This is a genomic window from Alteromonas sp. CH_MED4-4 (genome assembly GCF_037029575.1).
Taxonomy (GTDB): Bacteria; Pseudomonadota; Gammaproteobacteria; order Enterobacterales; family Alteromonadaceae; genus Alteromonas; species Alteromonas macleodii.
Map to the genome: position 1 here is coordinate 226,927 of NZ_JAYMEU010000002.1, position 24,288 is coordinate 251,214.

17 protein-coding genes, 3 tRNA genes and 1 pseudogene are annotated in these 24,288 nt (G+C 45.5%); 13 read left to right on the top strand and 8 right to left on the bottom strand.

Annotated elements, in window-relative coordinates; all coding sequences use genetic code 11:
- The 3 genes from WA381_RS02530 (at nucleotide 1) to betI (ending at nucleotide 4,964) form a co-directional block, all read left to right on the top strand.
- The gene (locus WA381_RS02530; RefSeq protein ID WP_014948665.1) at nucleotides 1-1,638 is read left to right on the top strand and encodes a SulP family inorganic anion transporter; all 1,638 of its coding nucleotides are present in this window, start codon (nucleotides 1-3) and stop codon (nucleotides 1,636-1,638) included.
- 253 nt (nucleotides 1,639-1,891) lie between these two features.
- Nucleotides 1,892-4,315, top strand: a complete 2,424-nt coding sequence (locus WA381_RS02535) for a TonB-dependent receptor domain-containing protein (RefSeq protein ID WP_156086076.1) — start codon at nucleotides 1,892-1,894, stop codon at nucleotides 4,313-4,315.
- Nucleotides 4,316-4,388: 73 nt separating this feature from the next.
- Nucleotides 4,389-4,964: a transcriptional regulator BetI gene (gene betI, locus WA381_RS02540; RefSeq protein ID WP_289617962.1), complete on the top strand. Its 576-nt coding sequence runs from the start codon at nucleotides 4,389-4,391 to the stop codon at nucleotides 4,962-4,964.
- A gap of 228 nt (nucleotides 4,965-5,192) precedes the next feature.
- Here betI and WA381_RS02545 read toward each other — a convergent pair whose 3' ends face one another.
- Together WA381_RS02545 and WA381_RS02550 are read right to left on the bottom strand one after the other, a co-directional pair.
- Complete coding sequence (locus tag WA381_RS02545; RefSeq protein ID WP_156086077.1) at nucleotides 5,193-7,268, bottom strand: M13 family metallopeptidase; 2,076 nt, start codon at nucleotides 7,266-7,268, stop codon at nucleotides 5,193-5,195.
- Nucleotides 7,258-8,583 carry a GNAT family N-acetyltransferase gene (locus WA381_RS02550; RefSeq protein WP_156086078.1) on the bottom strand — a complete coding sequence of 442 codons (1,326 nt, stop codon included), beginning with the start codon at nucleotides 8,581-8,583 and terminating at the stop codon, nucleotides 7,258-7,260. Before WA381_RS02550 ends, WA381_RS02545 begins: the two co-directional genes overlap by 11 nt.
- A 118-nt stretch (nucleotides 8,584-8,701) precedes the next feature.
- Between WA381_RS02550 and WA381_RS02555 the strand changes: the two genes are divergently transcribed.
- From WA381_RS02555 to WA381_RS02600, 10 genes and pseudogenes are all read left to right on the top strand, one after another.
- Nucleotides 8,702-9,160 (top strand): regulatory protein RecX, encoded by a 459-nt coding sequence (locus tag WA381_RS02555; RefSeq protein ID WP_014948670.1) that lies wholly within the window; start codon nucleotides 8,702-8,704, stop codon nucleotides 9,158-9,160.
- Between the two features lie 297 nt (nucleotides 9,161-9,457).
- Entirely contained in the window at nucleotides 9,458-12,055 is a 2,598-nt protein-coding gene (gene alaS, locus WA381_RS02560) for an alanine--tRNA ligase (RefSeq protein ID WP_014948671.1), read from the top strand.
- A gap of 134 nt (nucleotides 12,056-12,189) precedes the next feature.
- Nucleotides 12,190-12,381 carry a carbon storage regulator CsrA gene (gene csrA / locus WA381_RS02565; protein ID WP_012517705.1) on the top strand — a complete coding sequence of 64 codons (192 nt, stop codon included), beginning with the start codon at nucleotides 12,190-12,192 and terminating at the stop codon, nucleotides 12,379-12,381.
- A gap of 565 nt (nucleotides 12,382-12,946) precedes the next feature.
- Nucleotides 12,947-13,038 (top strand) — tRNA-Ser (locus WA381_RS02570).
- Between the two features lie 37 nt (nucleotides 13,039-13,075).
- Nucleotides 13,076-13,152 (top strand) — tRNA-Arg (locus WA381_RS02575).
- 53 nt (nucleotides 13,153-13,205) lie between these two features.
- Nucleotides 13,206-13,282 (top strand) — tRNA-Arg (locus tag WA381_RS02580).
- 141 nt (nucleotides 13,283-13,423) lie between these two features.
- Nucleotides 13,424-13,914 (top strand): annotated as a pseudogene (locus tag WA381_RS02585) (acyl-CoA thioesterase).
- A 219-nt stretch (nucleotides 13,915-14,133) separates the two neighbouring features.
- A complete protein-coding gene (locus tag WA381_RS02590) occupies nucleotides 14,134-14,421 on the top strand; it encodes an OadG family protein (protein WP_041693403.1) in 288 nt (95 codons plus the stop codon).
- A 19-nt stretch (nucleotides 14,422-14,440) separates the two neighbouring features.
- Nucleotides 14,441-16,261 carry a sodium-extruding oxaloacetate decarboxylase subunit alpha gene (gene oadA / locus WA381_RS02595; protein WP_156086079.1) on the top strand — a complete coding sequence of 607 codons (1,821 nt, stop codon included), beginning with the start codon at nucleotides 14,441-14,443 and terminating at the stop codon, nucleotides 16,259-16,261.
- A 3-nt stretch (nucleotides 16,262-16,264) separates the two neighbouring features.
- Complete coding sequence (locus tag WA381_RS02600) at nucleotides 16,265-17,395, top strand: sodium ion-translocating decarboxylase subunit beta (RefSeq protein ID WP_014948675.1); 1,131 nt, start codon at nucleotides 16,265-16,267, stop codon at nucleotides 17,393-17,395.
- Nucleotides 17,396-17,566: 171 nt separating this feature from the next.
- On the opposite strand, the gene WA381_RS02605 is transcribed toward WA381_RS02600, so the two are convergent.
- The 6 genes from WA381_RS02605 to pspF are packed head-to-tail and all read right to left on the bottom strand — an operon-like array spanning nucleotide 17,567 to nucleotide 24,163.
- On the bottom strand, nucleotides 17,567-18,373 hold the full coding sequence (locus WA381_RS02605) for an ATP-binding cassette domain-containing protein (RefSeq protein ID WP_014948676.1): 807 nt from the start codon (nucleotides 18,371-18,373) through the stop codon (nucleotides 17,567-17,569).
- Complete coding sequence (locus tag WA381_RS02610; protein ID WP_014948677.1) at nucleotides 18,373-19,368, bottom strand: peptide ABC transporter ATP-binding protein; 996 nt, start codon at nucleotides 19,366-19,368, stop codon at nucleotides 18,373-18,375. Before WA381_RS02610 ends, WA381_RS02605 begins: the two co-directional genes overlap by 1 nt.
- A 1-nt stretch (nucleotide 19,369) precedes the next feature.
- Nucleotides 19,370-20,263 (bottom strand): ABC transporter permease subunit, encoded by an 894-nt coding sequence (locus WA381_RS02615; RefSeq protein ID WP_014948678.1) that lies wholly within the window; start codon nucleotides 20,261-20,263, stop codon nucleotides 19,370-19,372.
- Nucleotides 20,250-21,218 (bottom strand): ABC transporter permease, encoded by a 969-nt coding sequence (locus WA381_RS02620; protein ID WP_014948679.1) that lies wholly within the window; start codon nucleotides 21,216-21,218, stop codon nucleotides 20,250-20,252. Before WA381_RS02620 ends, WA381_RS02615 begins: the two co-directional genes overlap by 14 nt.
- 59 nt (nucleotides 21,219-21,277) lie before the next feature.
- Nucleotides 21,278-23,038 (bottom strand): ABC transporter substrate-binding protein, encoded by a 1,761-nt coding sequence (locus WA381_RS02625; protein WP_014975926.1) that lies wholly within the window; start codon nucleotides 23,036-23,038, stop codon nucleotides 21,278-21,280.
- A 3-nt stretch (nucleotides 23,039-23,041) separates the two neighbouring features.
- A complete protein-coding gene (pspF, locus tag WA381_RS02630; RefSeq protein WP_061485076.1) occupies nucleotides 23,042-24,163 on the bottom strand; it encodes a phage shock protein operon transcriptional activator in 1,122 nt (373 codons plus the stop codon).
- Nucleotides 24,164-24,288: the final 125 nt, after the last annotated feature.

Here is a 24,288-nt window from a genome sequence, read left to right on the forward strand (position 1 = left end):
ATGGTAAAAATTAACCTTTCAAACCTACGAGGCGATTTTACCGGCGGTTTAACAGCCGGTATCGTTGCTTTACCACTGGCGCTTGCACTTGGTGTAGCGTCAGGCTTAGGCCCAATGGCGGGTCTGTATGGTGCTATTGCGGTTGGCTTCTTTGCCGCACTTTTCGGTGGTACACCAGCACAGATTTCTGGTCCAACGGGGCCTATGGTTGTTGTTCTTGCAGGCTTGTTCGCAAGTCTGTCAGGCGACGCCAGCCTTATATTCACAGCTGTGATATTGGCCGGCATATTCCAGATTGTTTTTGGTGTCCTTGGTGTTGGCCAATACATTCGCCTGGTGCCTTACCCGGTAATATCGGGCTTTATGTCGGGCATCGGTGCAATCATCATCATTCTTCAAATCGGCCGCTTACTGGGCCATGAGCCGCCAGGCGGAACAATCGGCGCATTGACATACTTGCCAACCGCGCTTGCCGATATTGATTTTGCAACCTTAGCGTTAGGCCTTGGTACCTTGGTTATTGCCTACAAATGGCCACCGCAATTAGGCAAGTATGTGCCTGGCGCACTGGCTGCACTTATCATTGGCACGCTTGTAAGTTTAGCGTTGTCTGTGCCAATTCTTGGTGATATCCCGACGGGTTTACCTAGCCTTCACCTTCCAGTATTTGACCAAAGCAAAGCACTGCTTATTCTTGAAGCCGCGTTTATTCTAGCTGTGCTGGGAGCCATCGATAGTCTACTTACATCTCTTGTTGCTGATAACATGACGCGTACCCGTCACGATAGTAATAAAGAGCTAATCGGCCAAGGTATTGGTAATACATTTGCTGGTCTTATCGGCGGTATCGCAGGTGCAGGCGCAACGATGCGTACTGTTGTAAATATCCGTAGCGGTGGTAAGTACAACATTTCAGGTATGGTACACGCACTAGTTCTTCTAGCAATTGTGTTAGGTCTTAGCCCGCTAGCAGCGCAAATTCCTCACGCAGTTCTTGCTGGTATCTTGGTTAAAGTTGGCTTAGATATCATCGACTGGAGTTACTTGAAGCGCGCTCACAAAGGCCCACGTTGGGACTTCGGCCTAATGATTATGGTGCTTGCGCTAACGGTATTTGTAGATCTGATCACAGCAGTTGGTGTTGGCGTGGTATTCGCAGCATTAGCTTACGTTAAGCAAATCGCACAGCTGCAAATTGAAGAGCTTAAGAAAATCCCTGAGTCGTTGAACGACCCTAAAGAAAATGAGCTATTGGAATCTCTTAAAGACAAAGTATCAATCTTTAGTTTTGGCGGACCACTAAGCTTTGGTGCGGCTGCCGATTTGGGCCACCACGTTCGTGAGCGTGTGAAGCCGGGTTCTAAAGTCACCATTTTAGATTTCTCGCGCGTTCCACTTATGGATGTTTCTGCTGCGATGGCAGTTGATACAGTTACCTCAGATGCACTAGCGGCAGGTCGTCAGCTGGTTATTTGTGGTGCTAATGCAGAAGTCAATAAGGTGCTTGAGGGCGTAAACGAAGCGCACCCAGGTATCCCCAACTTTGACACGCTACACGACGCCTTGCTTTACGCAGAAAAGCAAGTAGCCGGGACTGAAAGCAAAAACACCCGTTTTCAAGCCGCAACGCAGTCGTAAAGTAATATCAAGGTAAGATAAACCTTTCCCTTTTGGCCCTCCTTAGTGAGGGCTTTTTTGTGTCTGTTAGGCAAAGATTTCTTTGCTAAATTTCTGGGTCCGTTTACAGCTGGTGCGTGTTTACTTGGATGTCATTGAGTAAACAAACATGGAAAATGTTTTATTAATTGATTGTTCAATTAAACTTAACGCTACTGTAACAATTCCTCCCTAGAGTAGTGAGTAAACATTACACAACTACTTTGGGAAACACATGAAAACACACAATAAACTCTCGTTAGCTGTACTTGCAGCACTTTCGTCTATGACTACACCTACAGTGGCGTGGGCAGAGGAAGCAGAGCGTGCTGACGAAGAGCGCATAGAAGAAATTACCGTTGTTGGGCGAAGCGTTTCTTACGCGAATAACGCAACGAGCGACGATATGTTTAAACAACAGGCTAATCTTAGCAGTGTGTTAGCCGCGGTTGATAACCTGCCGGGTGTGCTTATTAACGAAGGTGATACCTTTGGGGCTGATGACTGGTCAACGTCTATTGTTATTCGTGGCTTTCAAGTAAACCTAAATGAGCAGCAAATTGGCATGACGGTAGATGGCATCGCCAACGGTAACTCGAATTACGGTGGTGGCGCGAAAGCGAATCGCTATATCGATACCGAAAACGTAAAAGGCGTTGAAGTTTCTCAGGGTACGGCGGATATCGCTTCCCGTTCACACGAAGCCTTGGGCGGCACACTGAATTTCACCACCATTAACCCGTCTGCGGAGCAGGGCTTAATAACCAGTGTAACTGCGGGTTCATTTGATGCGTCAAAATACTATGTACGCTACGAAACAGGCGAAATCTTTAAAGATACTTACGCGTGGATAAGCCTTTCAAGTCAAGAAAGTTCTGACTTTATGCAGCAGGCAGCAGAGAACACCCGTGATCATTTAGCCATGAAGTTTATCTCTACCGTTAACGACGTGTCTCTTACAGGTTACCTGTCTTACGACGATACCCACGAAGATAACTACCAGCGCATATACGGGCTGGCGCAATATGAGCAAAATCCAGATTGGGACCAGTTAACTGACGAGTGGACAGGCGTGCCTTATCAAGATCAGGCGTATCGTCGAGGTTGGTCTACCCTACGCGAAAACCTTTTCGCTTATTTACAGGCTGACTTTACTATTGGCCAGGTCGATTTTATGACTAACGTGTATTATCACGACAATGAAGGACGCGGCGAATGGGTTCCACCCTATATTGTTGATATCACTGATGACGGAGCAGAAGGGCACTCAGAGCTTATTGTTGGAAATACAGTATTCGGTGGAGAGGAGCTGGGACAAATCTACTTTGTTGATAGACAAGGCAACCAGCTAAGCCCTATTGAGGGGTGTCAAAGCTCACTGACCTTCCCTTATGGTGGTGCAGGTGCAGAATATGACCCAGGCTGTCATGCGCAAGGCGCTATTCCCGTGGGCTCATATCGTCACACCCATTATGATAAAGAGCGTTTTGGCATTAATGCTGATGCTGTGTGGTACACCAAAATTGGTGATTTTGATAATACCGTACGTTTTGGTATTTGGTGGGAAGACTATGAGCGTGGCGAGTCTCGCGATTGGCATAAAATTACCAACTCGTCTATTAGCGTCGATTATGACAACGTGCCTTACTGGGTGCAGTACGACAGAACCTTCCCAGTTGATACCTTGATGTACTATGTGGAAGATGAGCTTGATCTAGGCTTTGCCCGCATTCGCGCTGGTGCCAAGAAGTTTAACGTAGATATCGAGAAAACGGACAACTTTGATTCAGCCAACAACTTAGCGGTGAATACTGACTCAGATACCTTATTCTCTGCCGGTATCGTTGCACCTTTACCCATTGAAGGAGTGGAAGTTTTCGCAGGTTACGGTGAGAACTTTGCGGCAATCAAAGATGCACAACTAGAGCGCAACGATACTGACCTTCGCTTTATAAAGCCAGAAACCGCTGACAACATTGACGTAGGTTTCCGCTACTCTTCACCTGGTTTCAATGCCAGCGTGACCTACTACAATATTGAGTTTAACGACCGTATTCAATTTACCAGTAACGAAACCTCAGAGGGTATAGACTTTCTTGAAGCAGCCGCGGGTGGATACAAAAACGTGGGCGGTATTGAGTCTAGTGGTTTTGAAATTTCAGCAGACATTATGCTAACCGAAGACTTCTCGTTGTTCACTTCTATTACCTTAAGCGAATCAGAATATGTTGCGACGGTAGGTAGTTCAGGTACGCAATACGATACACTTGACGATGCGCTGGCAGCCATCGCAGACCCTGAAAACCCTGAAGTGTCACTGGTAGCTATTGAAGGTAATACGGGTATCGGTACGCCTGACACTATGGCGGTAATTAGCCTTGATTGGGCACGCGATAACTACTTTGCAGGCCTGTCTACCAAGTACGTTGATAGCCGCTACCTGGATATTGATAATGCGGCACAAGTTGATGACTATATCGTTAGCGACTTCTATATTGGCGGCTTTATCGAAAACATTGGTTCAGGTGCTGAAGAGCTAGAAGTGCGTTTAACAGTAAACAACCTGTTTGATGAAGACTATGCGTCTACCATTGCACCAGGTGCATTTTGGATTGGCGCACCTCGCGCTGTTGCAGTCAACGCACGCTTAACCTTTTAATCGTGATATCATGCCTGCGGCGGCATTGTGCTGTCGCAGGTTATTTTTTAGATTTAAGGTTTGGAGTTGTAGCATGCCCAAGGTGGGAATGGAGCCAGTTCGCAAGAAGCAATTAATAGAAGCAACGCTAGAAGTGATGGCAGAAGTTGGCTATCACGGTACAACGATTAGCTTAATTAGCAAAAGAGCTGGGCTTTCTTCAGGGATAATCAGTCACTATTTTGGTGACAAGCAAGGTTTAATTGAAGCAACGATGCGCCACCTTCTCGATGCGCTAAAAATCACGCAGCGTATTGACGATCCGCTAGAGCGGATTGATTTCATTATTGAAAATAACTTTTCACAAACGCAAGGGGCGAGTTCCGCCACCAATACTTGGTTCAACTTCTGGGCGTTGTCACTTCACAACGAAGGCTTGCATCGTTTGCAGTGTATTAACCACAAACGCTTAGAGCGTAATTTAGCGTTTAGTTACCGCAAGCTACTTAAACCTGAGCAGGTCAAAAACGCCGCTGCGTCTACCGCTGCATTAATTGATGGGTATTGGCTTCGTTATTCCATGGGCAGTGTGGGTAACGGTGATTTTTCAGAGGCTGTAGCCCGTTGTAAACAATACGTTCGCGATATAGTTGCCCAATACGGAAGATAAATAAGCAAACGGAAGTTAAACAAGTACTCGGGGCTGGCGTATAAGTACCACCGAGCGAATACTGATTAGAAAAATAAAAAGGGCGGTTCGAGATAAGTCGAACCGCCCTTTTTAATTATCTACATTTTCTAAATGAGCTATGCGGACTGGTATTAGCTGGCGCCAGATACAAATCTCTATCCGGCGCGAGAAGCTAGCATGTGCTCACTAAGTGCTTAACTCAATGAGTTACCAAATTCTTACGCGCTCTTCTGGCGCAAGATAAAGTGCATCATCTGGTTTCACATCAAACGCTTCATACCATGCATCATGGTTTCTTGGTGCTTGTGCACGATAACGACCAGGCGCGTGTGTACCTGCGCGAAGTTGATTCAGCATGCTTTCTTCAGTGCGTTTTTCTTTCCACACTTGTGCCCATGCAAGGAAGAAACGCTGATCGCCTGTTAGGCCGTCAATTACCGGTGCTTCTTTGCCGTTAAGGCTAAGTTTGTAGGCGTGGTAAGCCATGGCTAGACCACCCACGTCACCAATGTTTTCACCCAAGCTGTTGCGACCATTTACGAAGTTACCTTCGATAGGCTCGTACTGGCTGTATTGCTCGGCTAGCATATCTGCTTTTTCTTCAAACGCTGCGCGGTCAGCATCGGTCCACCAGTTGCGCTGAATACCGTTTGCATCTGACTTCGAGCCTTGATCGTCAAAACCATGTCCCATTTCGTGACCAATTACCGCACCGATTGCACCGTAGTTAACTGCTGCGTCGGCGTTTGGATCAAAGAATGGTGGTTGCAAAATAGCCGCTGGGAATACAATTTCGTTGAACGAGCTATTGTAGTAGGCGTTAACGCGCTGCGGTGTCATACCCCAGCGATTGCGATCCGTTTTCTCTAGCTCACGTTCTACCGATTGGTCTTGGAAGAATGTGCGTAGGTTTCGAACATTGCCTACTAAGTCTTTGTCGCTGATGGTTACGCCGTCGAAAGACTGCCATTCGTCTGGGTAGCCAATTTTAGGGTTAAATGCCATTAGCTTTTCTTTGGCATTTACCTTGGTTTCTTCGCTCATCCAGTCTAGGTTTTCAATACGCTCACCTAGTGCTGTACGCAAGTTCTCAACCAGCTCCGCCATCTGCTCTTTTGAGCTTTCTGGGAAGTATTCGTTTACGTAAATCTTGCCGATAGCAAAACCAAGTGACTCAGTACCAGACATTTGGCTCACTGCGCGTTTCCAACGAGGACGAGGCTCTTGCTGACCGCTTAGTGTACGACCAAAGAAGTCAAAGTTGGCTAGGTAGATATCTTCAGAAAGGAAATCCGCATTGTTTGAAATAGTGTGATATTTCAAGTACGACTTCCAATCAGCGAGATCAGCTTCGTTAATAATTTTAATAACGTCTTTTACTGGCTCAGGCTGTGTAATATTTAGCTCAGGTACCTTATAACCGGTTTGAGCAAAATACGTATCCCAATCAAAGCCAGGGTACTCGTCAGACAGCTTGCTACGTTCAATCTGGTTAAGAGTAAGATCGCGGTCACGGCGTTTTTCGCGAGGCCACTGAATTTCTGCAATTTGTGTTTCAAGGGCAAGAATGTTCGCCGCTTTTTCAGCTGCGTTTTCTTCGCCTGCAAAATTTAGCATCTGCTCGATGTGCGCTACATAAGCTTCACGAATTTTAACAAAACGTTCGCTATCGCTCAGGTAGTAGTCGCGATCAGGAAGGCCTAAACCACCAACACCAACACTTAATTGGTATTCATTTGGGTCAAGGCGGTTGTACCACATACCGCCGCCAATTGGCGTGGTTGAGCCTACTAACCAGCTGTTACCAAATGCTTTGGTTAGGTCAGTTTTGTTTTCAATGCTATCGATAGACGTGAGTACGTCTTTAATTGGCTCAATACCTTTTTCGTTGATGGTATCTGTATCCATATAAGCAACGAAAAAGTCGTGAACAAGCTTTTCTTCTGCATTTAGAGAAGACTTTTCCATTAGCCCATCAATGATGTTTTTAACTTGCTCTTCACTACGCTCTGCAAGACCCGTAAACGCGCCGTAGCGAGTTTTGTCAGCGGGCAGCTCGTAGTTGTCGTACCATGTACCGCTCGCGTACATGAAGAAGTCATCACCAGGTTTTACCGCTTCATTACGAGCGGTCAAGTCTACGCCAAAAGAGCCTAGTTCCGCTTCGCCCTTCATTTCTGGCGCTTCAACATTGCTGGTTTGCTCTTGGGCTTTTTCAGGCTGACCGCAACCAGCAAGTCCCAAAGATGCCGCAATCGCTACGGCAAGAAGTTTATATTTCATCGTTTTTCTCGTTGTGATTATAAGTGTCGTCGTTAGGTGCAGTGACACTCGTTGTTTTTAAAGTAGGCACAAATTCCTTGTTAAACGGTAAAGCATTCCGTGCCTGATTAAAATAGCTTGCGATATGTGGCGTTTCTCGCTGTAAAAAGTCTGCTACAGCAGTGTGAAACGACGGATGTTGTAATTTGTGATGAGAACGGCAATAAATGGGCTCGAAGCCTCGAAGTATTTTATGTTCACCTTGGGTGCCGGGATTAAAAAGCGATAGCTTTTTCTCAATGGCGAATTCAATGCCTTCAAAATAACAGCAGGCAAAATGTAGCCCGTCTATTTCTTTCAGTGCTCCCCAGTATCTGCCATACAGTCCTGTCTCATCATAGAAAAAGAGGGCGCTGGCTACTGCTACCTCATTCTCTATTGCCGTAACTATAAGCATGTTATCGCTCATGCTCTCGACTAGCTGCTCAAAGAACGCATCGTTCAAATATCCCACGTGACCGCTTCGTTTTAAATAGGTTACTTTGTAACACTTTGTGAAAAACTGCAGTGTCTCTGGGCTAATCTCACTGCCGGTATGATGGGTGAAGCGAACGCCTTGCTCGTTCAGTTTACGTCGACTTTTCTTGATATCTTTTCTTTTGCGGGAAGTAAGCGCGTTAAGAAAATCGTCGAAATCACCATAACCGTAGTTATGCCACTGAAACTGAACCGCGTATCGGGTCAGGTAGTGGTTGGGAATACTGGGTTGAACTTTGAATTGGTCATTAGGCAAATCATCGGCTAATTCACTGGCCTCAGGCTCGTCTTTACCAATAAGTTGAGCTGAGGTGCTTTCATTGGGAAATAGCCAATGAAAAGAAGATAAAGCCTCACCAAAAACGGACTCTACATGCGCTGTCAATGTATTTTCCAGTTCACTTAAAAGTGACGGAGTAAGCGCAATGTGCCCATCAGAAAGTAGTCTAGAGCCTGTTACAGGCGTGAAGGGGATGGCCGATATCCATTTAGGATAATAGTCGAGACCGTGCTGTGCATAAGCATTAGCCCATGCGTGGTCAAACACGTATTCACCGTAGCTGTGAGTTTTCAGGTAGCCGGGAATAACGAGATTAACAGCCTCATGCTGACCTTTCGCTATAGCAATATGGCAAGGCTGCCACCCAGATTCATTGCTGCACGAGCCGCTGCGTTCTAGCGCATGTAAAAATTCATAAGAAACGAAAGGACCCGATTCTTTTGCGAGGTATTGCCAGCGCTCTTTAGAGATCTGTTCAATCGAATCTATTATTGTTATGCGATAGTTGGATGCTGTCATGCAGTTTACATCATGTAGAGGTTAAGTGCGTAAAACGCTAGATAGTCGCAATGTACGAGTAATTAACGCTAAAATAACGCGGTTTCTACGTTTAATACAGAAGAGTAAGTTTACAAAAATGTCAGAGTTCGACCGAAAAATCATTACCGACGCGATTACTCGCATGCTGGCACGACGAGAGCATAGCTTTAACGAGATTATGCGAAAGTTGCAGCAGAAGGGAATAGCGAGTGATGCTTTCATGCCTATTCTGGAGGAATTCAAAGATGCTGATATCCAAAGCGATGCTAGATTTGCAGAAAGCCGAGCTCGCGCACTGTATTTAAAAGGGAAGGGACCCCGCGCAATTAAATTAGACTTACAGCAATACGGTGTAGATGAAAGTACTGCAGAACACGCAATGAGAGAGATTGACGCTGACTGGTTTGAAAGTGCTAAAAAAGTAAAAGAGAAAAAGTTTGGCGAGTTTTATGAAACCGAATTCGCGTTGAGACAAAAGCAGAAACAATTTCTTCAATATCGTGGCTTTTACCAAGATCACATTGAATATGCTGTAAGCGCAAACGAATCTAGCTAAAACGGCTGGTTTATGCTCATGTTTACCGACAAATAGATGCCGTTGGCGATTCGTTTTATGAATACTGGCTATTTTCGTCTACTTAAAGTGAAATTTGAGCCTATCTTCTCCCCGTTACACTTAACAAAATTGCGTTATCCATGGTATTGTTGCGCAAATTTGTGTGCATTTTAATTATCCAGAGAATTATAGCGAGGATAAGCGTATTGCGTATTCGCAAACTGCCCCGATTATAAAGCTCATTAGAACAGGCAAATCGCACGTTTCAAAAATAGAATAAAGGAAGTTAGGTTTTCAATGACATTATCAACTGCTGACTTACGTAACAAGTTTATCGATTATTTTAAAAGCCATGGCCACCAAGCGGTGGCGAGCTCGTCACTGGTTCCGGCAGATGATCCCACACTTCTTTTTACCAACGCGGGCATGAACCAGTTTAAAGACTGTTTTTTAGGTGCGGAAAAACGCAGCTATACCCGTGCGGTATCGTCACAGCGCTGCGTTCGCGCAGGTGGTAAGCATAACGACCTTGAGAACGTAGGTTACACTGCGCGTCACCATACCTTTTTTGAAATGCTGGGTAATTTCAGCTTTGGCGATTATTTCAAAAAAGAAGCGATAGAGTTTGCGTGGAATTTCCTTACCAAAGAAATTGGTTTGCCAAAAGAAAAGCTCTTAGTCACCGTTTATTCTGAAGATGACGAAGCTTTCGACATCTGGGAAAACCATATTGGTGTTCCAAAAGAAAAGATTATTCGCATTAGTACGTCAGATAACTTCTGGTCTATGGGCGATACCGGTCCATGTGGTCCTTGTTCTGAAATCTTTTACGATCACGGTGCGCACATTTGGGGAGGTCCTCCGGGAACACCAGAAGAAGACGGCGACCGCTTTATCGAAATTTGGAACCTGGTATTTATGCAGTTTAACAAACAAGCTGACGGTACCATGGAGCCACTCCCTAAGCCTTCAATCGATACCGGTATGGGCCTAGAACGTATTTCCGCTATCTTGCAGAACGTGCACAGCAACTACGAGATCGACCTTTTCCAAAACTTGATCAAATCAGCAGCATCAATTGTTGGAAGCGAAGATTTAGAAAATAAATCGCTACGGGTCATCGCCGATCACATTCGTTCGTGCAGCTTCTTAATTTGCGATGGCGTTATGCCATCAAATGAAGGGCGCGGATACGTATTACGTCGCATTATTCGTCGCGCTGTCCGCCACGGCTATCAACTTGGCGCAAACGATATTTTCTTCTATAAGCTTGTAGCATCACTTGCCAAAGAAATGGGTGAAGCGTATCCAGAACTTGTAGACCAGCTACCGGTAATTGAAAAAGTACTACGTGTTGAAGAAGAGCAGTTTAGCAAAACGTTAGCCCGTGGTATGGCTATTCTAAACGATACACTAGAAACTCTAGAAGGCGACACAGTGCCGGGTGACGTAGTGTTTAAGCTTTACGACACCTATGGTTTCCCTACTGACTTAACCAATGATGTAGCGCGTGAGCACGACCTTAAGATTGACGAAGAAGGTTTTGAAGCTGCTATGCAAGCACAACGTGCCCGTGCACAGCAGGCTAGCAACTTTGGTGCAGACTACAATAGTAAACTCGCCATTGACCACACAACCTCATTTACTGGGTACACCGATGTAGAAGGCCAGGCGAATGTGGTTGAACTTATTGCCGACAATGCGTTTGTTGAGAAGCTTGAAGACGGTCAAGAAGGCGTTGTGGTATTAGACAGCACACCGTTCTACGCTGAAAGCGGTGGTCAGGCAGGTGACAAAGGTGTGCTTCGCGTGGCAAACGGTGAATTCATCGTTACTGACACCCAAAAAATGGGTAATGCGTTTGCACACAAAGGTATTGCTAAAGGTTCGGTATCTAAAGGTGATACGGCAACCGCAGCGATTGATGCAGCAAATCGTGAAGCCATTAAAAAGAACCACAGCGCAACGCATTTACTTCATGCAGCACTGCGTGAAATTTTAGGTGAGCACGTAACTCAGAAAGGTTCATTGGTTGAAGCGCCGCGCATGCGTTTTGACTTCTCGCATTTTGAGGCAGTAACGGCTGAGCAACTTGCTGAGATTGAAAGACGAGTTAACCAAGAAATACGTGCAAACCACACGTTAGCAACTGAACTAATGGATTTGGATGAAGCCAAAGCATCAGGCGCAATGGCGCTATTTGGTGAAAAGTACGACGAAAAAGTTCGCGTGGTAACCATGGGGCCATTCTCTGTTGAGCTATGTGGTGGTACTCACGTTACACGTACTGGTGATATTGGCTTGTTTAAAATTACCAGTGAAGCGGGTATTGCATCGGGCGTTCGACGTATCGAAGCAGTTACTGGCGAGCATGCACTTGAAGTCGTGCAAACCCAACAAGCGACACTGTCTTCATTGTCTGCGTTATTGAAAACAGACAGCCAAAATGTACTTGATCGCGTAGTTTCTCTACAAAATCAGACTAAAGAACTAGAAAAAGCACTCAATTCTGCGAAACAAAAATTGGCGAGTCAGCAAGGTGCTGATATGCTTAGTAATGCAGTAGAGATAAATGGCGTTAAAGTTCTTATTGCGAATTTGGAAGGTGTTGAAGCGAAGTCATTGCGTTCAATGATGGATGACATTAAAAACCGAATTGGTGAAGGGATCGTAGTATTAGGTGTGGCTAATGACGCGAAAGTGAATCTTATTGCTGGCGTTACTAAAAACCTCACTAGTAAAGTTAAAGCGGGCGAGCTAGTTAACTTTGTTGCATCACAAGTAGGTGGCAAAGGGGGCGGTCGTCCAGATATGGCACAGGCAGGCGGTGACCAGCCTGAAAACTTGGGCCAGGCGCTAGATTCGGTTAACGCTTGGTTACAAGATAAGCTATAATTATTTTTGTGTATAACAGTGAGTTTTTGAAGTGACGCAGAAACATGGAATCACTGTCGCTTCCATCGGGTCGTGCCGATGGGTTGGCAAATCTTAATGGATGATGTTCAGTATTAAGGAACAGGAGCAAGCGAATGCTTATTTTGACTCGTCGAGTTGGTGAAACGCTTATGGTTGGTGACGATGTAACCGTTACCGTACTAGGTGTAAAAGGGAATCAGGTACGTATCGGTGTGAATGCACCAAAAGAAGTTTCTGTGCACCGTGAAGAGATATACATGCGCATTCAAGCAGAAAAAGGCGGTCAGCCAGGCTCTGCAGAATAATTGCATTATACGCTTCATTGGAAAAGGTCAGCTTACGCTGGCCTTTTTTGTTTTAAGTGAGTAAATCTTATCGGGCTTTAGCGCAAGTCTATTGTTTCTGTTCTATTTCGCCAGAAATGACGTTGTGATGTCTCGCGCTAATGACCAAGTTAAGTCTCTGGGTCGTGCACAGCTTTTTTCTAGCACAATGCCTTCTGGGTGGACGATTTTTAAATAGAGACATATACCGCTTTATTTGAGATTTTGGAGCGTTTTTAAATAACTTAAGTAAGTAATACGAATCAGCGTACTTGGTTATGAACAAATAAATTCAAAACTTTTTGATATTATTCTTGAAAAATTGACTAAATTATTAAGGCGGGTCAGTTAAAACTGCAATGAAGCTGCGCATATTCAAATGCAAATTAACGAGCATCGTTAAATAAAATTCGGTTTAATTGCTTGTATTGCGAACAAATTACTGGTTTTTTGCTCGAATCGTTTAAAATGGCAGCGGGTGAACAATTTCTTTATAAAAAAGGTTTGACTCAGGCCAATGAATCCGTAAAATGCACCCCGCAGTCAAGGAGAGGTGGGTGAGTGGCTGAAACCAGTTCCCTGCTAAGGAACCATACGCATATACGCGTATCGAGGGTTCGAATCCCTCCCTCTCCGCCATTATTCGTTGGCAGTGACGGCCAACAACAAGTTTTGCGCGTGTGTAGCTCAGCTGGATAGAGTACCTGGCTACGAACCAGGCGGTCGGAGGTTCGAATCCTTCCACACGCGCCACTTATTTTAAAGCGTCACCTTTTGATGTAAAATTCAAAAGTACACAAGTTTACGCGTGTGTAGCTCAGCTGGATAGAGTACCTGGCTACGAACCAGGCGGTCGGAGGTTCGAATCCTTCCACACGCGCCACATTGAAAAACCCACCTTTTTAGGTGGGTTTTTTCATTTCTACTCCTTTTATTTTTGTTCTCTCCACTTTCGTCTAAGCGCACTGTTTAAAATTTAAGCTAAACTTAATGTGTCTAACAGCAGTAAAGCGCGAGGTACGCTATGGCACATCCATCTACTACTTTTCGATTTTTAGCAGAACCTACCGACGTAAACTTTGGCGGTAACGTTCACGGTGGCATGCTCTCTATAACAGCTTAATGAAATGGATTGACCAAGCAGCCTATGCCTGTGCCGCGCAGTGGTCCAAATGTTACTGCGTCACGGTGTCTGCCAATGGCATACGTTTCATAAAACCTATAAAAGTAGGTCAGCTAGTTGAGATAACCGCATCGTTGGTACACACTGGAGCGTCAAGTATGCATATCTATGTTGTGGTTAAATCGGGCGACGCCACGGAAAACACTACGTCTGTCGCAAATCGCTGTTTTATAACTTTTATGGCGGTGGACTGTGAGGGAAGCCCAGTAAATGTGCCTGCTTACGTACCCGAGGATGAACGACATATGCAGCTAGAATTAGTGGCGATGCATGCGAAAGATTTCGCTAAACAGCTAGACAGTGACTTTACGGAAAATATAGGCTTTCATTAAGGCGTGAGTATAAATGAACGTAAACGTAGATTGCTGGCATCGGCAACGCTTATGCTAATTCCTAAAATATACTTTTGTTGCAAATTTATTAAAGAATAATGCATTAAGTTTCATTTTGGCGGGTTTTATTCATTTTAAAGTGGTTTTTTATGCTGCTTTGTTGTGTTTTGAAAAACCACGTGATACTTATTCAGGTACGAAATAACAACAGGTTTGAATATGAATTCGGGATCCGTCGCTAGCCTGCTCTTTGAAGCAGCTTCTCTTATGCTTATAGGAATGGTATTTGTTTTCTCATTCTTAGGGCTTCTTATTGTGGGTATTCATCTCATTGCCCGATTTTGTGAAGCTTTTCCCGGTGAAACAGCAGAGCCTTCAGCTCATTTAAAAGGGCCTTCAGCTAATTTGAGTCGAAACAATCAAGCGGTACAACCAGGAATAGACGGAAACGTTATCGCAGCTATTTCTGCCGCAATTCATACCCATCGCCAAAATTCTAAAAAATAAAGCCTAATCAGGAGTTACCATGTCTAAGCCTCTGGCCCTTACCGAGCTGGTTCTGCGTGATGCCCACCAATCCCTTCTTGCTACGCGCATGCGTATTGAAGATATGCTTCCCATAGCGGAAAAACTAGATAAAGCTGGCTTTTGGTCAGTTGAATCTTGGGGTGGTGCTACATTTGATGCCTGTATTCGTTATTTAGGGGAAGACCCTTGGGAGCGCATCAGAAAGCTAAAAGCAGCCATGCCTAACACGAAACAGCAAATGCTGTTGCGTGGTCAAAACCTATTGGGTTACCGCCATTATGCTGACGATGTTGTCACTCGCTTTGTAGAGCGTGCTCACGAAAGTGGCGTAGATGTATTTAGAATTTTTGATGCCATGAATGACATTAGGAATTTGAAAACCGCAATAAAAGCGACCATAGACAGTGGCGCTCACGCGCAAGGGACAATTTCTTATACGGTAAGCCCTGTGCACAATCTTAAGCTTTGGCTCGAAATGGCGAAACAGCTTGAAGACCTAGGGGTTCATTCTATCTGCGTAAAAGATATGGCTGGGCTTTTAAAACCGTACGAGTGCGAGGCATTGATTACCGGATTAAAAGAAACGGTTGATGTACCAATTGCCATGCAGTGCCATGCCACAACAGGGTTGAGTACGGCGACGTATCAAAAAGCTATCGATGCCGGTATTGATATGCTGGACACGGCTATTTCTTCAATGAGCATGACTTATGGTCATAGTGCAACTGAGACCATGGTTTCTATCGTAGAAGGTACAGAGCGCGATACGGGTATTGCACTACCCGAACTAGAAGAAATTGCCAGTTACTTCAGGGAAGTAAGAAAGAAATACAGCAAGTTCGAAGGCAGTCTCAAAGGGGTAGATGCACGTATTCTTTTGGCTCAAGTACCGGGCGGAATGCTAACCAACATGGAAAGTCAGCTCAAAGAGCAGGGCGCTGAAGATAAATTCGAAGAAGTGTTAAAAGAAATTCCACGGGTAAGGGAAGATCTTGGGTTCATTCCTCTTGTTACGCCAACCTCACAAATCGTGGGCACGCAGTCAGTGCTTAACGTACTCACCGGCGAGCGTTACAAAAGCATTACAAAAGAAACCGCAGGCGTTCTTAAAGGTGAATATGGCGCTACCGCAGCACCAGTAAACAAGGAGTTGCAGGCGCGTGTGCTTGATGGCGCAGAGCCCGTGACATGCCGGCCTGCTGACAATATTGCACCAGAGCTGGATACACTGAGTAAAGAGCTTGATGAACTGGCTCAGAAAAAGCAACTCTCGCTGTCAGACGATAAAATTGATGATGTTTTGACTTATGCCTTATTCCCGCAGATAGGCCTAAAGTTTATCGAAAACCGCGGCAACCCTGATGCGTTTGAACCTGCACCTAGCGCGCAAGAGTCGCAAAGCTCGAGTGCGCCTAAGCCTGCTGAAGCCAAGTCAAGCTCACAAGGGGCTACCGCGAGTGAAACTTACGACGTAAACGTAGATGGAAGAGTGTATCGCGTAGAAGTGGCACCTTCAGGTACGCTGACGAGCGTTACACCTGCTAGTGGCTCTCAGACGCAAGCACAGCCTCAAACCAACAGCGCTGCGCCATCAGACTCTAACTCTTCTCAGTCTATTGATGCACCGCTTGCAGGTAACGTATTTAAAGTTTTGGTGAGAAACGGCGACAGCGTGTCAGAAGGCGATGTGGTGATGATCTTAGAAGCCATGAAAATGGAGACAGAGATCCGCTCCGCATTTACAGGTACTGTTACTGACATTACCGTTGGTGAAGGCGATGCCGTAACCAGTGGTCAACCGTTAATCTTATTGGGGTAGTACATGGATAAGTTAATGGTACTTTGGGATAGTACCGCGCTTGCGCACTTTGAAGCCGGCCAGCTGATTATGATGGCAGTGGGTTTCGGCTTGTTGTACTTGGCCATTGTTAAAAAGTTTGAGCCATTGCTTTTACTGCCCATTGGTTTTGGTGCATTGCTTACTAACATCCCTATCGCTGGTTTTTCAGAAGCGGGTGGCTTGCTGCACTACATATACAAAATCGGCATAGATACAGGGGTATTTCCTCTGCTCATCTTTATGGGGGTAGGCGCAATGACTGATTTCAGTGCACTTATTGCTAACCCCAAAATGTTGTTACTTGGCGCAGCTGCGCAGTTCGGTATTTTTGCTACTTTGTTTGGCGCGATAGCGTTAAACCTTATACCTGGCTTTGAGTTTACGTTAAAAGACGCGAGTGCCATTGCTATCATAGGTGGCGCGGATGGGCCTACTGCCATTTTCCTCGCCTCACGCCTTGCGCCTGATTTGCTCGGTGCGATTGCAGTCGCTGCATACTCTTATATGGCGTTGGTACCTATTATCCAGCCACCTATCATGAAAGCGCTGACCACAAAAGAAGAGCGCGAGATAAAAATGGGTCAACTACGACCTGTGTCAAAGCGAGAGAAGATTATTTTTCCGCTTGCTGTTCTGTTTATGACTATCTTGTTTTTACCTGCAGCAACGCCACTTGTCGGTATGTTCTGCTTCGGTAACTTAATGAAAGAGTGTGGCGTGGTAGACAGATTGAGCAAAACAGCCCAAAACGAGCTCATCAATACGGTCACTATTTTCCTTGGTTTAGCAGTAGGATCAAAGCTATCAGCTGAAGCATTCCTTACGGTCGAGACTTTAGGTATTTTGGGGCTTGGGGCTATCGCGTTTGGTATAGGCACTGCCGCAGGCGTACTCATGGCCAAGCTTATGAGTAAGCTGTCTGGTGGCAGTATAAATCCACTGATTGGCGCAGCTGGCGTCTCTGCTGTGCCGATGGCAGCCAGAGTGGTGAACAAAGTTGGGCTAGAAGCAAACCCTCATAACTTCTTACTTATGCATGCAATGGGACCTAACGTGGCTGGTGTGCTAGGTAGTGCGGTTGCCGCAGGTATTCTATTGGCTCTGGTTGGCTAGAAAGCACGAATGCATTGCTGTACAAGGGGCAATTTATTTGCCCCTTTTTTATTGCATGGCGTTTGTTCAAAAAAAGGCTTTCTAGGGTTTTCTTTTTGTGACGAGTCGAGCGTGCCAGTTCGGAACATAAGTGCGCTTCTCAAAGAAAACAGCACCCAAACGATAAGCTCTTTATTCTCGAATTGTGTTTTGTGGCACCAGTGATTGGTAGGCGGTAACGAGTTTCTTAGTGCGCGTATGCTGGGGCCACCTAAAGATAGTTTCGGTCTTGCCTTCTTCTACAATTTCACCGCCTTCCATCACAATAATCCTGTCTGCAATGTGTCGTACAATACCCAAGTTGTGACTAATAAAGATAAACGCCAAGCCAAGTTCTTGCTGAAGCTTCAATATAAGATTCACCGTTTGCGAACGAATGGAAGGGTCTAACGCTGCAAAGGGTTCATCAGCCACTAACACTTTGGGCTTTAACACAATGGCTCTGGCTAGCGCTACGCGCTGCTGCTGTCCATCAGAAAGCATATGTCGATAAAAGTAATAGTGTTCGCGCAAGAGGCCTACCTTCACCAACATATCTTCTATAATTGGTTTGCGTTCTGCTTCGCTTAGGCCTGTATTCAAACGCAATGGCTCATCCAAAATTTTTCCCACAGGAACCGATGGATTCATCGACTCGGAGCTATGCTGCAAGATCATACGAATGTCATGGGTACGTTTTTGCTGGCTATCTTTAGACTGATATTTGGCTAAATATTTGTGTGTGTTAATTTCAATTTCACCTGCATCAGCAGGCAGTGCACCTACCAAGAGCTTAGCCAACAGGGATTTACCTGAGCGGTTTTCACCAATTATTGCAATGGTTTCACCGCGCTTTACGCTTAAGTTCACTGGACCAAGTTGAAAAACTTCAGGACGTTTTAGCCAACGTTTCCTCTCGTTATGAATAAACGTGAGATCTTTCACCTGCATGATATCCATTACAGCTTCTCCATATGTAGAGGGAAGTGACAGCTGTAATTGTGATCGTGAATTTTACGCACGGCTGGCGTTTGTACACAGGCGCGCTGTGCACGAGGGCAGCGCGGACCTAATCGGCAACCAATAGGCAAATGCTGTAGTGTGGGAATAGAGCCACCAAGCGTGGGTAGCAGCGATTTCGGTGGTAAATCTTTTCTGAAGCTCGGCGCGCTGTCTAGTAATGCTTTTGTGTAAGGGTGCAGAGGGCGCTTCTTAATGTGCTTCATTCTACCTGATTCTACAGTCTGCCCTGCATACAACACCGTCATAGAGTGAGACATACTTGCAATTGCCAGTAGGTCGTGACTAACAAACAAGATCGAGAGCGAGCGGGTCTGATTCAAACGCGTGAAGAGCTTCAGAATTTGTGTTTTTGTTGTAGGTTCCATTCCCCGAGTTGGATCATCGGCGATGAGCAATTTAGGCTGTGAAACCAAGGCCATCGCAATCATGAATTTTTGACCTATGTCAGCCGGTATTTGATGAGGAAAAGCGCTTAAATAATGCTTGTGGTACTTTATTCCTACTTTGTGAACGGTGCTTATTGCGATCTTTTTGCGGTGTTGTGCTCGTTGCCAGAACCAGCTCCCTTCAACAAATTCATCGGGAATGCTCTCTTCCAACTGCTCTCCAAGCGTTGCCGATGGGTCTAAACTTGCCTGTGGGTTTTGGAATACGACCGCTATTTCTCGGCGCATTACCTCACGACGCTGCTGCACAGACATACTCAGCAGGTTTTCACCATTCCAACTCATGCGGTCAGCCGTTAAATTCCATTGGCTAGGAAGGGCTCCGCAAATGGCGGACACGATCAAGCTTTTGCCTGAGCCAGATTCTCCTACCAGTGCGCGAATCTCCCCGCTGCTAACTGACAGGTTAACTTTGTCCAACGCTTTAATTGCGCCATCGCTGCTCTGCATTTCCAAGGTGAGGTTTTTAATATCAAGCATTGGCATATTAATGACTCACTCTTTTTCTAAGTGCTGAACGCAAACCGTCACCCACAATGTTGATAGATAGCACCATGAAGAATATTGCCATTCCGGGGACGGCAACGTTCCACGGTGCTAGATAAGCAACATCTAGCCCATCAGCTAGAATAACGCCAAGTTCAGGAAGCGGTGACTGTGCGCCTAAATTCAGAAAACCAAGTGCAGATATGTCGATAACGGCAATAGAAAGTGCAAGCGTGCCCTGTACAACCAGCATTTCGGTCATGTTGGGTAGTATAGAATGAACAAAAAGTTGCCATCTACTGGCACCGTCCAATTTAGACGCCACTATATATTCTTTTTTCATTTCGGCGCGCACAAAACTTCTTGTGTGGTGCACAAACTGTGGAATAAGTGCAAGGGTAATTGCCCACATGCTGTTAACCAGACCGGTACCCAATATTGCAACGATAATAATCGCAATAAGTAGCGTGGGAATGGCCATAAGTGCATCGAGTAAGTGGTTGACGATACTTGAGCGAACACCCCGCAGCATGCCAGCAAAGGTCCCAAGGCTAACGCCGACTAACATGGCAAGCACAACAGTAATGAATGCGGAGCCTAGTGTGATGCGACACCCATAAATTATGCGGGTAAATAGGTCTCTACCCAACGCATCAGTACCGAAAATGTGCGATATAGAGCCATTAGCTAACCAGCTAGGCGGTATTAACAGTCCGTCGATATTTTGTTCCACGGCATCATAGGGAGTGATGATTGGTGCGAACAGCGCGCAAACAACAAACAACGCCAGCATAATCAGGCCAAGCATGGCGATGTGGCTCGCTTTAAATGATGCCCAAGTCCGTTGCCACGGCGACGGATGGAATTCTTCGTCGTATAAACTAAACTGTGGCACGTTCGTATTTCTCTCTGCTTGGGTCAATCATTCGGTTAAACAAATCAACGAGAATCGTGAGTGTAATTACTACCGTGGATACTGCCATCATACCAATTCTAAGGGCAGGGTAATCTCGCTGATAAATAGCTTGAATCAGCCAATTACCGATCCCCGGCCAAGAAAACAAGGTTTCGACAATCATCGCGTTCGTTATTAATGTCGTAATTTGTATCGCCATTAGCGGTAAAATGGGCAGTAACGCGTTGCGCAGAATATGACGAAAGAATATCTGCCAACTTGAAAGGCCTCTAGATATTGCTGCAGCGATATAGGGGCGGTGTTTCACGTCTATAACAGAACGTCTTGTTATACGTATCATCGAAGCGGTGGCGATAGCACCAATGGCAAACGTAGGTAATGCTAAGTGCGATAACGCATCCTTGAAGGCTAAGGTCTTGTTTTCTATGTCAGACAATAATATATCAATGAGAATAAAGCCTGACACGGGTTCGATGTTATAAAGCAAACTGATACGACCCGACAGCGGTGCAGCGTCTAGCTGCAAACTGAAAACCAATATAAGCAGGAGCGCAAACCAAAAAACAGGAAAAGAATAGGTTGTTATACTTGCACTATTTATTAGGTGATCCGACGTTGAATAGCTGCGAATCCCCGCATAATAACCAAGCGGTATTCCAATGAATAACGCCATCAACATGGCATAGGTTGCCAGTTCTATTGTGGCTGGCATCGCAATACCTACCTCTTCTCTTAACGGCAGGCCTGACGTAAAGCTGTATCCCCAGTCACCAGTGAGCAAATTGCCTACATAATAGAAAAACTGGAAAATATAGGGCTGATCTAGTTTAAATTGCCGCTCCAATGCCGCGCGTTGAATTTCATTTTGCGGCACGAGTCCTGTTAGGTTTTCAAGTGTATCGCCTGGAAAAAGGTAGGCGAGTGAAAACGACATAATCGCTAACACCAAAAGCGTTAATATAAATAAAGTGCAGTATCTTACGAGGATCTGGATCACAGTGCTTTTTTTACTCCACCAAAGCGTACACCGCCAAAGGGATTAATGGTCATTCCTTCTAGTTCATTCCTGTATGCCTGATAGCGATAGGCATGTGCGATGGGAACAAGAGGAAGGCGTTCGTATAATAATCGGTTAACTTGCCGGTATATGGCTGTGCGTTCTTCAATATCATCTGTCTGAAGAGCGTCGTTGAGTAACTTATCATAGTCTTCACTGCACCACATGGCACGATTTGTACCTGAGGGTATAGCGCCACAGCTCAATAGCGGACGATAGAAGTTATCTGGGTCTCCGTTGTCGGCAGACCAACCAATTAATACCGAGTCGTGCAGGCCTTCCTGAAGATGGCGTCTGAAGGTAGTCCAATCGTAACTGACAATGGTTGCTTCTACGCCTACATCACGCAAATAACGCTGAATGAGCTCGGCCATCTTTGTTGCGTTAGGATTGTAAGAGCGTTCAACAGGCATAGCCCATATCGTCATAGAAAAGCCGGCCTTAACTCCGGCGTCAGCTAATAATTTGCGCGCTAGAACTGGATTGTAGGCGGTATCGTCTGCGTCATTTTGAAACGCCCAGCTTGCCGCAGGCAGCAGGGTCTTAGCTCTAGTAGCACTGTCAAAATACACCGCTTCTAGCAATGTGTTCTTATCGATTGCGGCCGCTAGCGCACGTCTTACATCTGGGTTATCAAAAGGAGGGCGTTGAGTGTTAAACGCCCAAAATCCAATGTTTAGTCCTGGTTTTTCCGCTAGCGTCAGATCTTCTTTTGCCCGAATCACTTCAAGTTCAGTCTGTGCAGGAAAAGCGGTAGCGTCACATTCACCTGTCATTAATTTAGCCAGTCTCAGTGAGCTTCTTGGCGTAATGTCAAATATAAGCTGCTCTACAACAGGGCGCGTTTCGTCACCGTTTTGTGCTGTACCATCTTGAACAGTATCTTCGCCACCTTGGCCATTTTCAACTTCTTGGTTGGCACTCTCTACAGTATTGTTATCGCTTAGGACTTCATCACTCGTAGGCGCATCTTCCATTTGGTCACGCCAATAGTTGTCGTGGCGCAGGAACTTAATGAAATGGTCTTTGCGATAGCTATCGAATTTAAAGGGGCCAGTACCTACTGGAAGCTCATCGATTTTGCCCGGCGTGCCGGTCTGTGCCAGCTGGTTAGCATATTCTTCTGATAAGATAACGGCGAAATCGGTTGCTAGATTTGCCAAAAATGAGCTATCCCTGCGCTTAAGCGTAATTTCAACGCGGTAGCCGTTTACGCGCTCTACCGACGCGATATTTTGTGCAAGGCCTATGCTTTCGAAGTAGGGATAGCGCCCACCAGATACGTAGTGGTATGGATGGGAGCGTAGGCGCCATCTGTCTATACTGAAGATAACATCGTCGGCGTTAAAGTTTCGTGTTGGCGTGAAGTAGCGCGTATTGTGAAACCATACATCCTTTCTCAGTTGAAAAGCGTAGGTAAGACCGTCATCACTCACTAACCAGCTACTCGCCAAACTAGGCACGATGCGGCCAGACTCAGGGTCGAAATCAAGCAATCTGTCGTAGAGTTGGTGTGAAGATGCATCTGACGTTGTACTTGATGTATCTAGCTGCGGATTGAAGGTAACTGGATTGCTTTCAGAGCAGTATATAATACCCGTATTGTAAAACGCTTGTTTGTTCTGCTTAGCACAGGATGCAACAAGAAGCGCTGTACATATACATAATGACAAACGCTTTACCAAACCATGGGACATGCTTTACGCCTCGACGCTTTCCGCGGAAGAATCTAGTAAGTTATATTTTTTGAGATAGCCTCGCAGCTGATGATACGTCAGGCTCAATTTTTCAGCAGTCTTCTTCTGATTAAACTGACTGTCAGCAAGTGCCTGTTTTATCATATCTATCTCATGTTGTTGAGAACGTTCTTTCAAATCTATGGGATATTCAACAATTTCTGGCTTTTTCACTGGTGCCAGTGGCGTAATGTCTGCACTTTCAATGCGTTCATTGGTGGCAGCGGTCTCTGAAGGGGATTGAGAAACGGGTGAGTCGGACGTATTCACTCTGTCATTGGTCTTCACTCTACCTTTCGGGCGATAAGCTGACTCAAAGGGGTCAAGAACGATTTCATGTACGGGCAGATGAGGGTTATTTGTTCGATATACTGCACGTTCGACCACGTTCTTAAGTTCACGTATATTGCCTGGCCAATCGTAATCAAGAAGGGTTCGCTTCGCCTTCTCTGTAAAGCCGCTGAATAATTCCATTTCCATTTCACGGGCCATATTAATAGCAAAGTTTTCTGCCAACATCATGATATCTTCCCTACGCTCGCGTAGCGGAGGAATGGTAATTACGTCAAAGGCAAGTCGGTCGAGTAAGTCTGCACGAAATTCACCTGCATCGGCAAGCGCGGGTAAGTCTTCGTTTGTAGCTGCAATAAGGCGTACGTCAGTTTTTACTGACTTGCTTCCGCCAACGCGCTCAAATTCGCCATATTCGACAACGCGCAGTAGCTTCTCCTGAATAAGGCCAGAAGTATTAGCCAGCTCATCAAGAAATAAGGTGCCGTTGTGGGCCACTTCAAAGCGACCTTCGCGGCGTTTTGAGGCACCGGTGAACGCACCTGCTTCATAACCGAATAATTCACTTTCCAATAGGCTTTCACTTAAGGCAGCACAATTAAGCTTAATATAGTTCTGATCCCAGCGCTTAGATAAGAAGTGAAGTCGCGCGGCAATAAGCTCTTTACCTGTGCCTCGCTCACCTATTACCAGCACAGGTTTATCTAGCGGTGCAATTTGTGAAATTTGCTCTAAAACTTCTAGAAAACTATTCGCTTGGCCAAGTAAATTGTCTTGCTGTCGATACCTACTCATTAAATCCCTCAAAAGTTAGTCATTTCGACCAATTAATAGTGTAGAACAAAACATATTGAGAAACGAGTATTATTTGAACTTATAAAAAGTGTATGAAAAATAGCAGGTTAGCACAGTTATAAAGT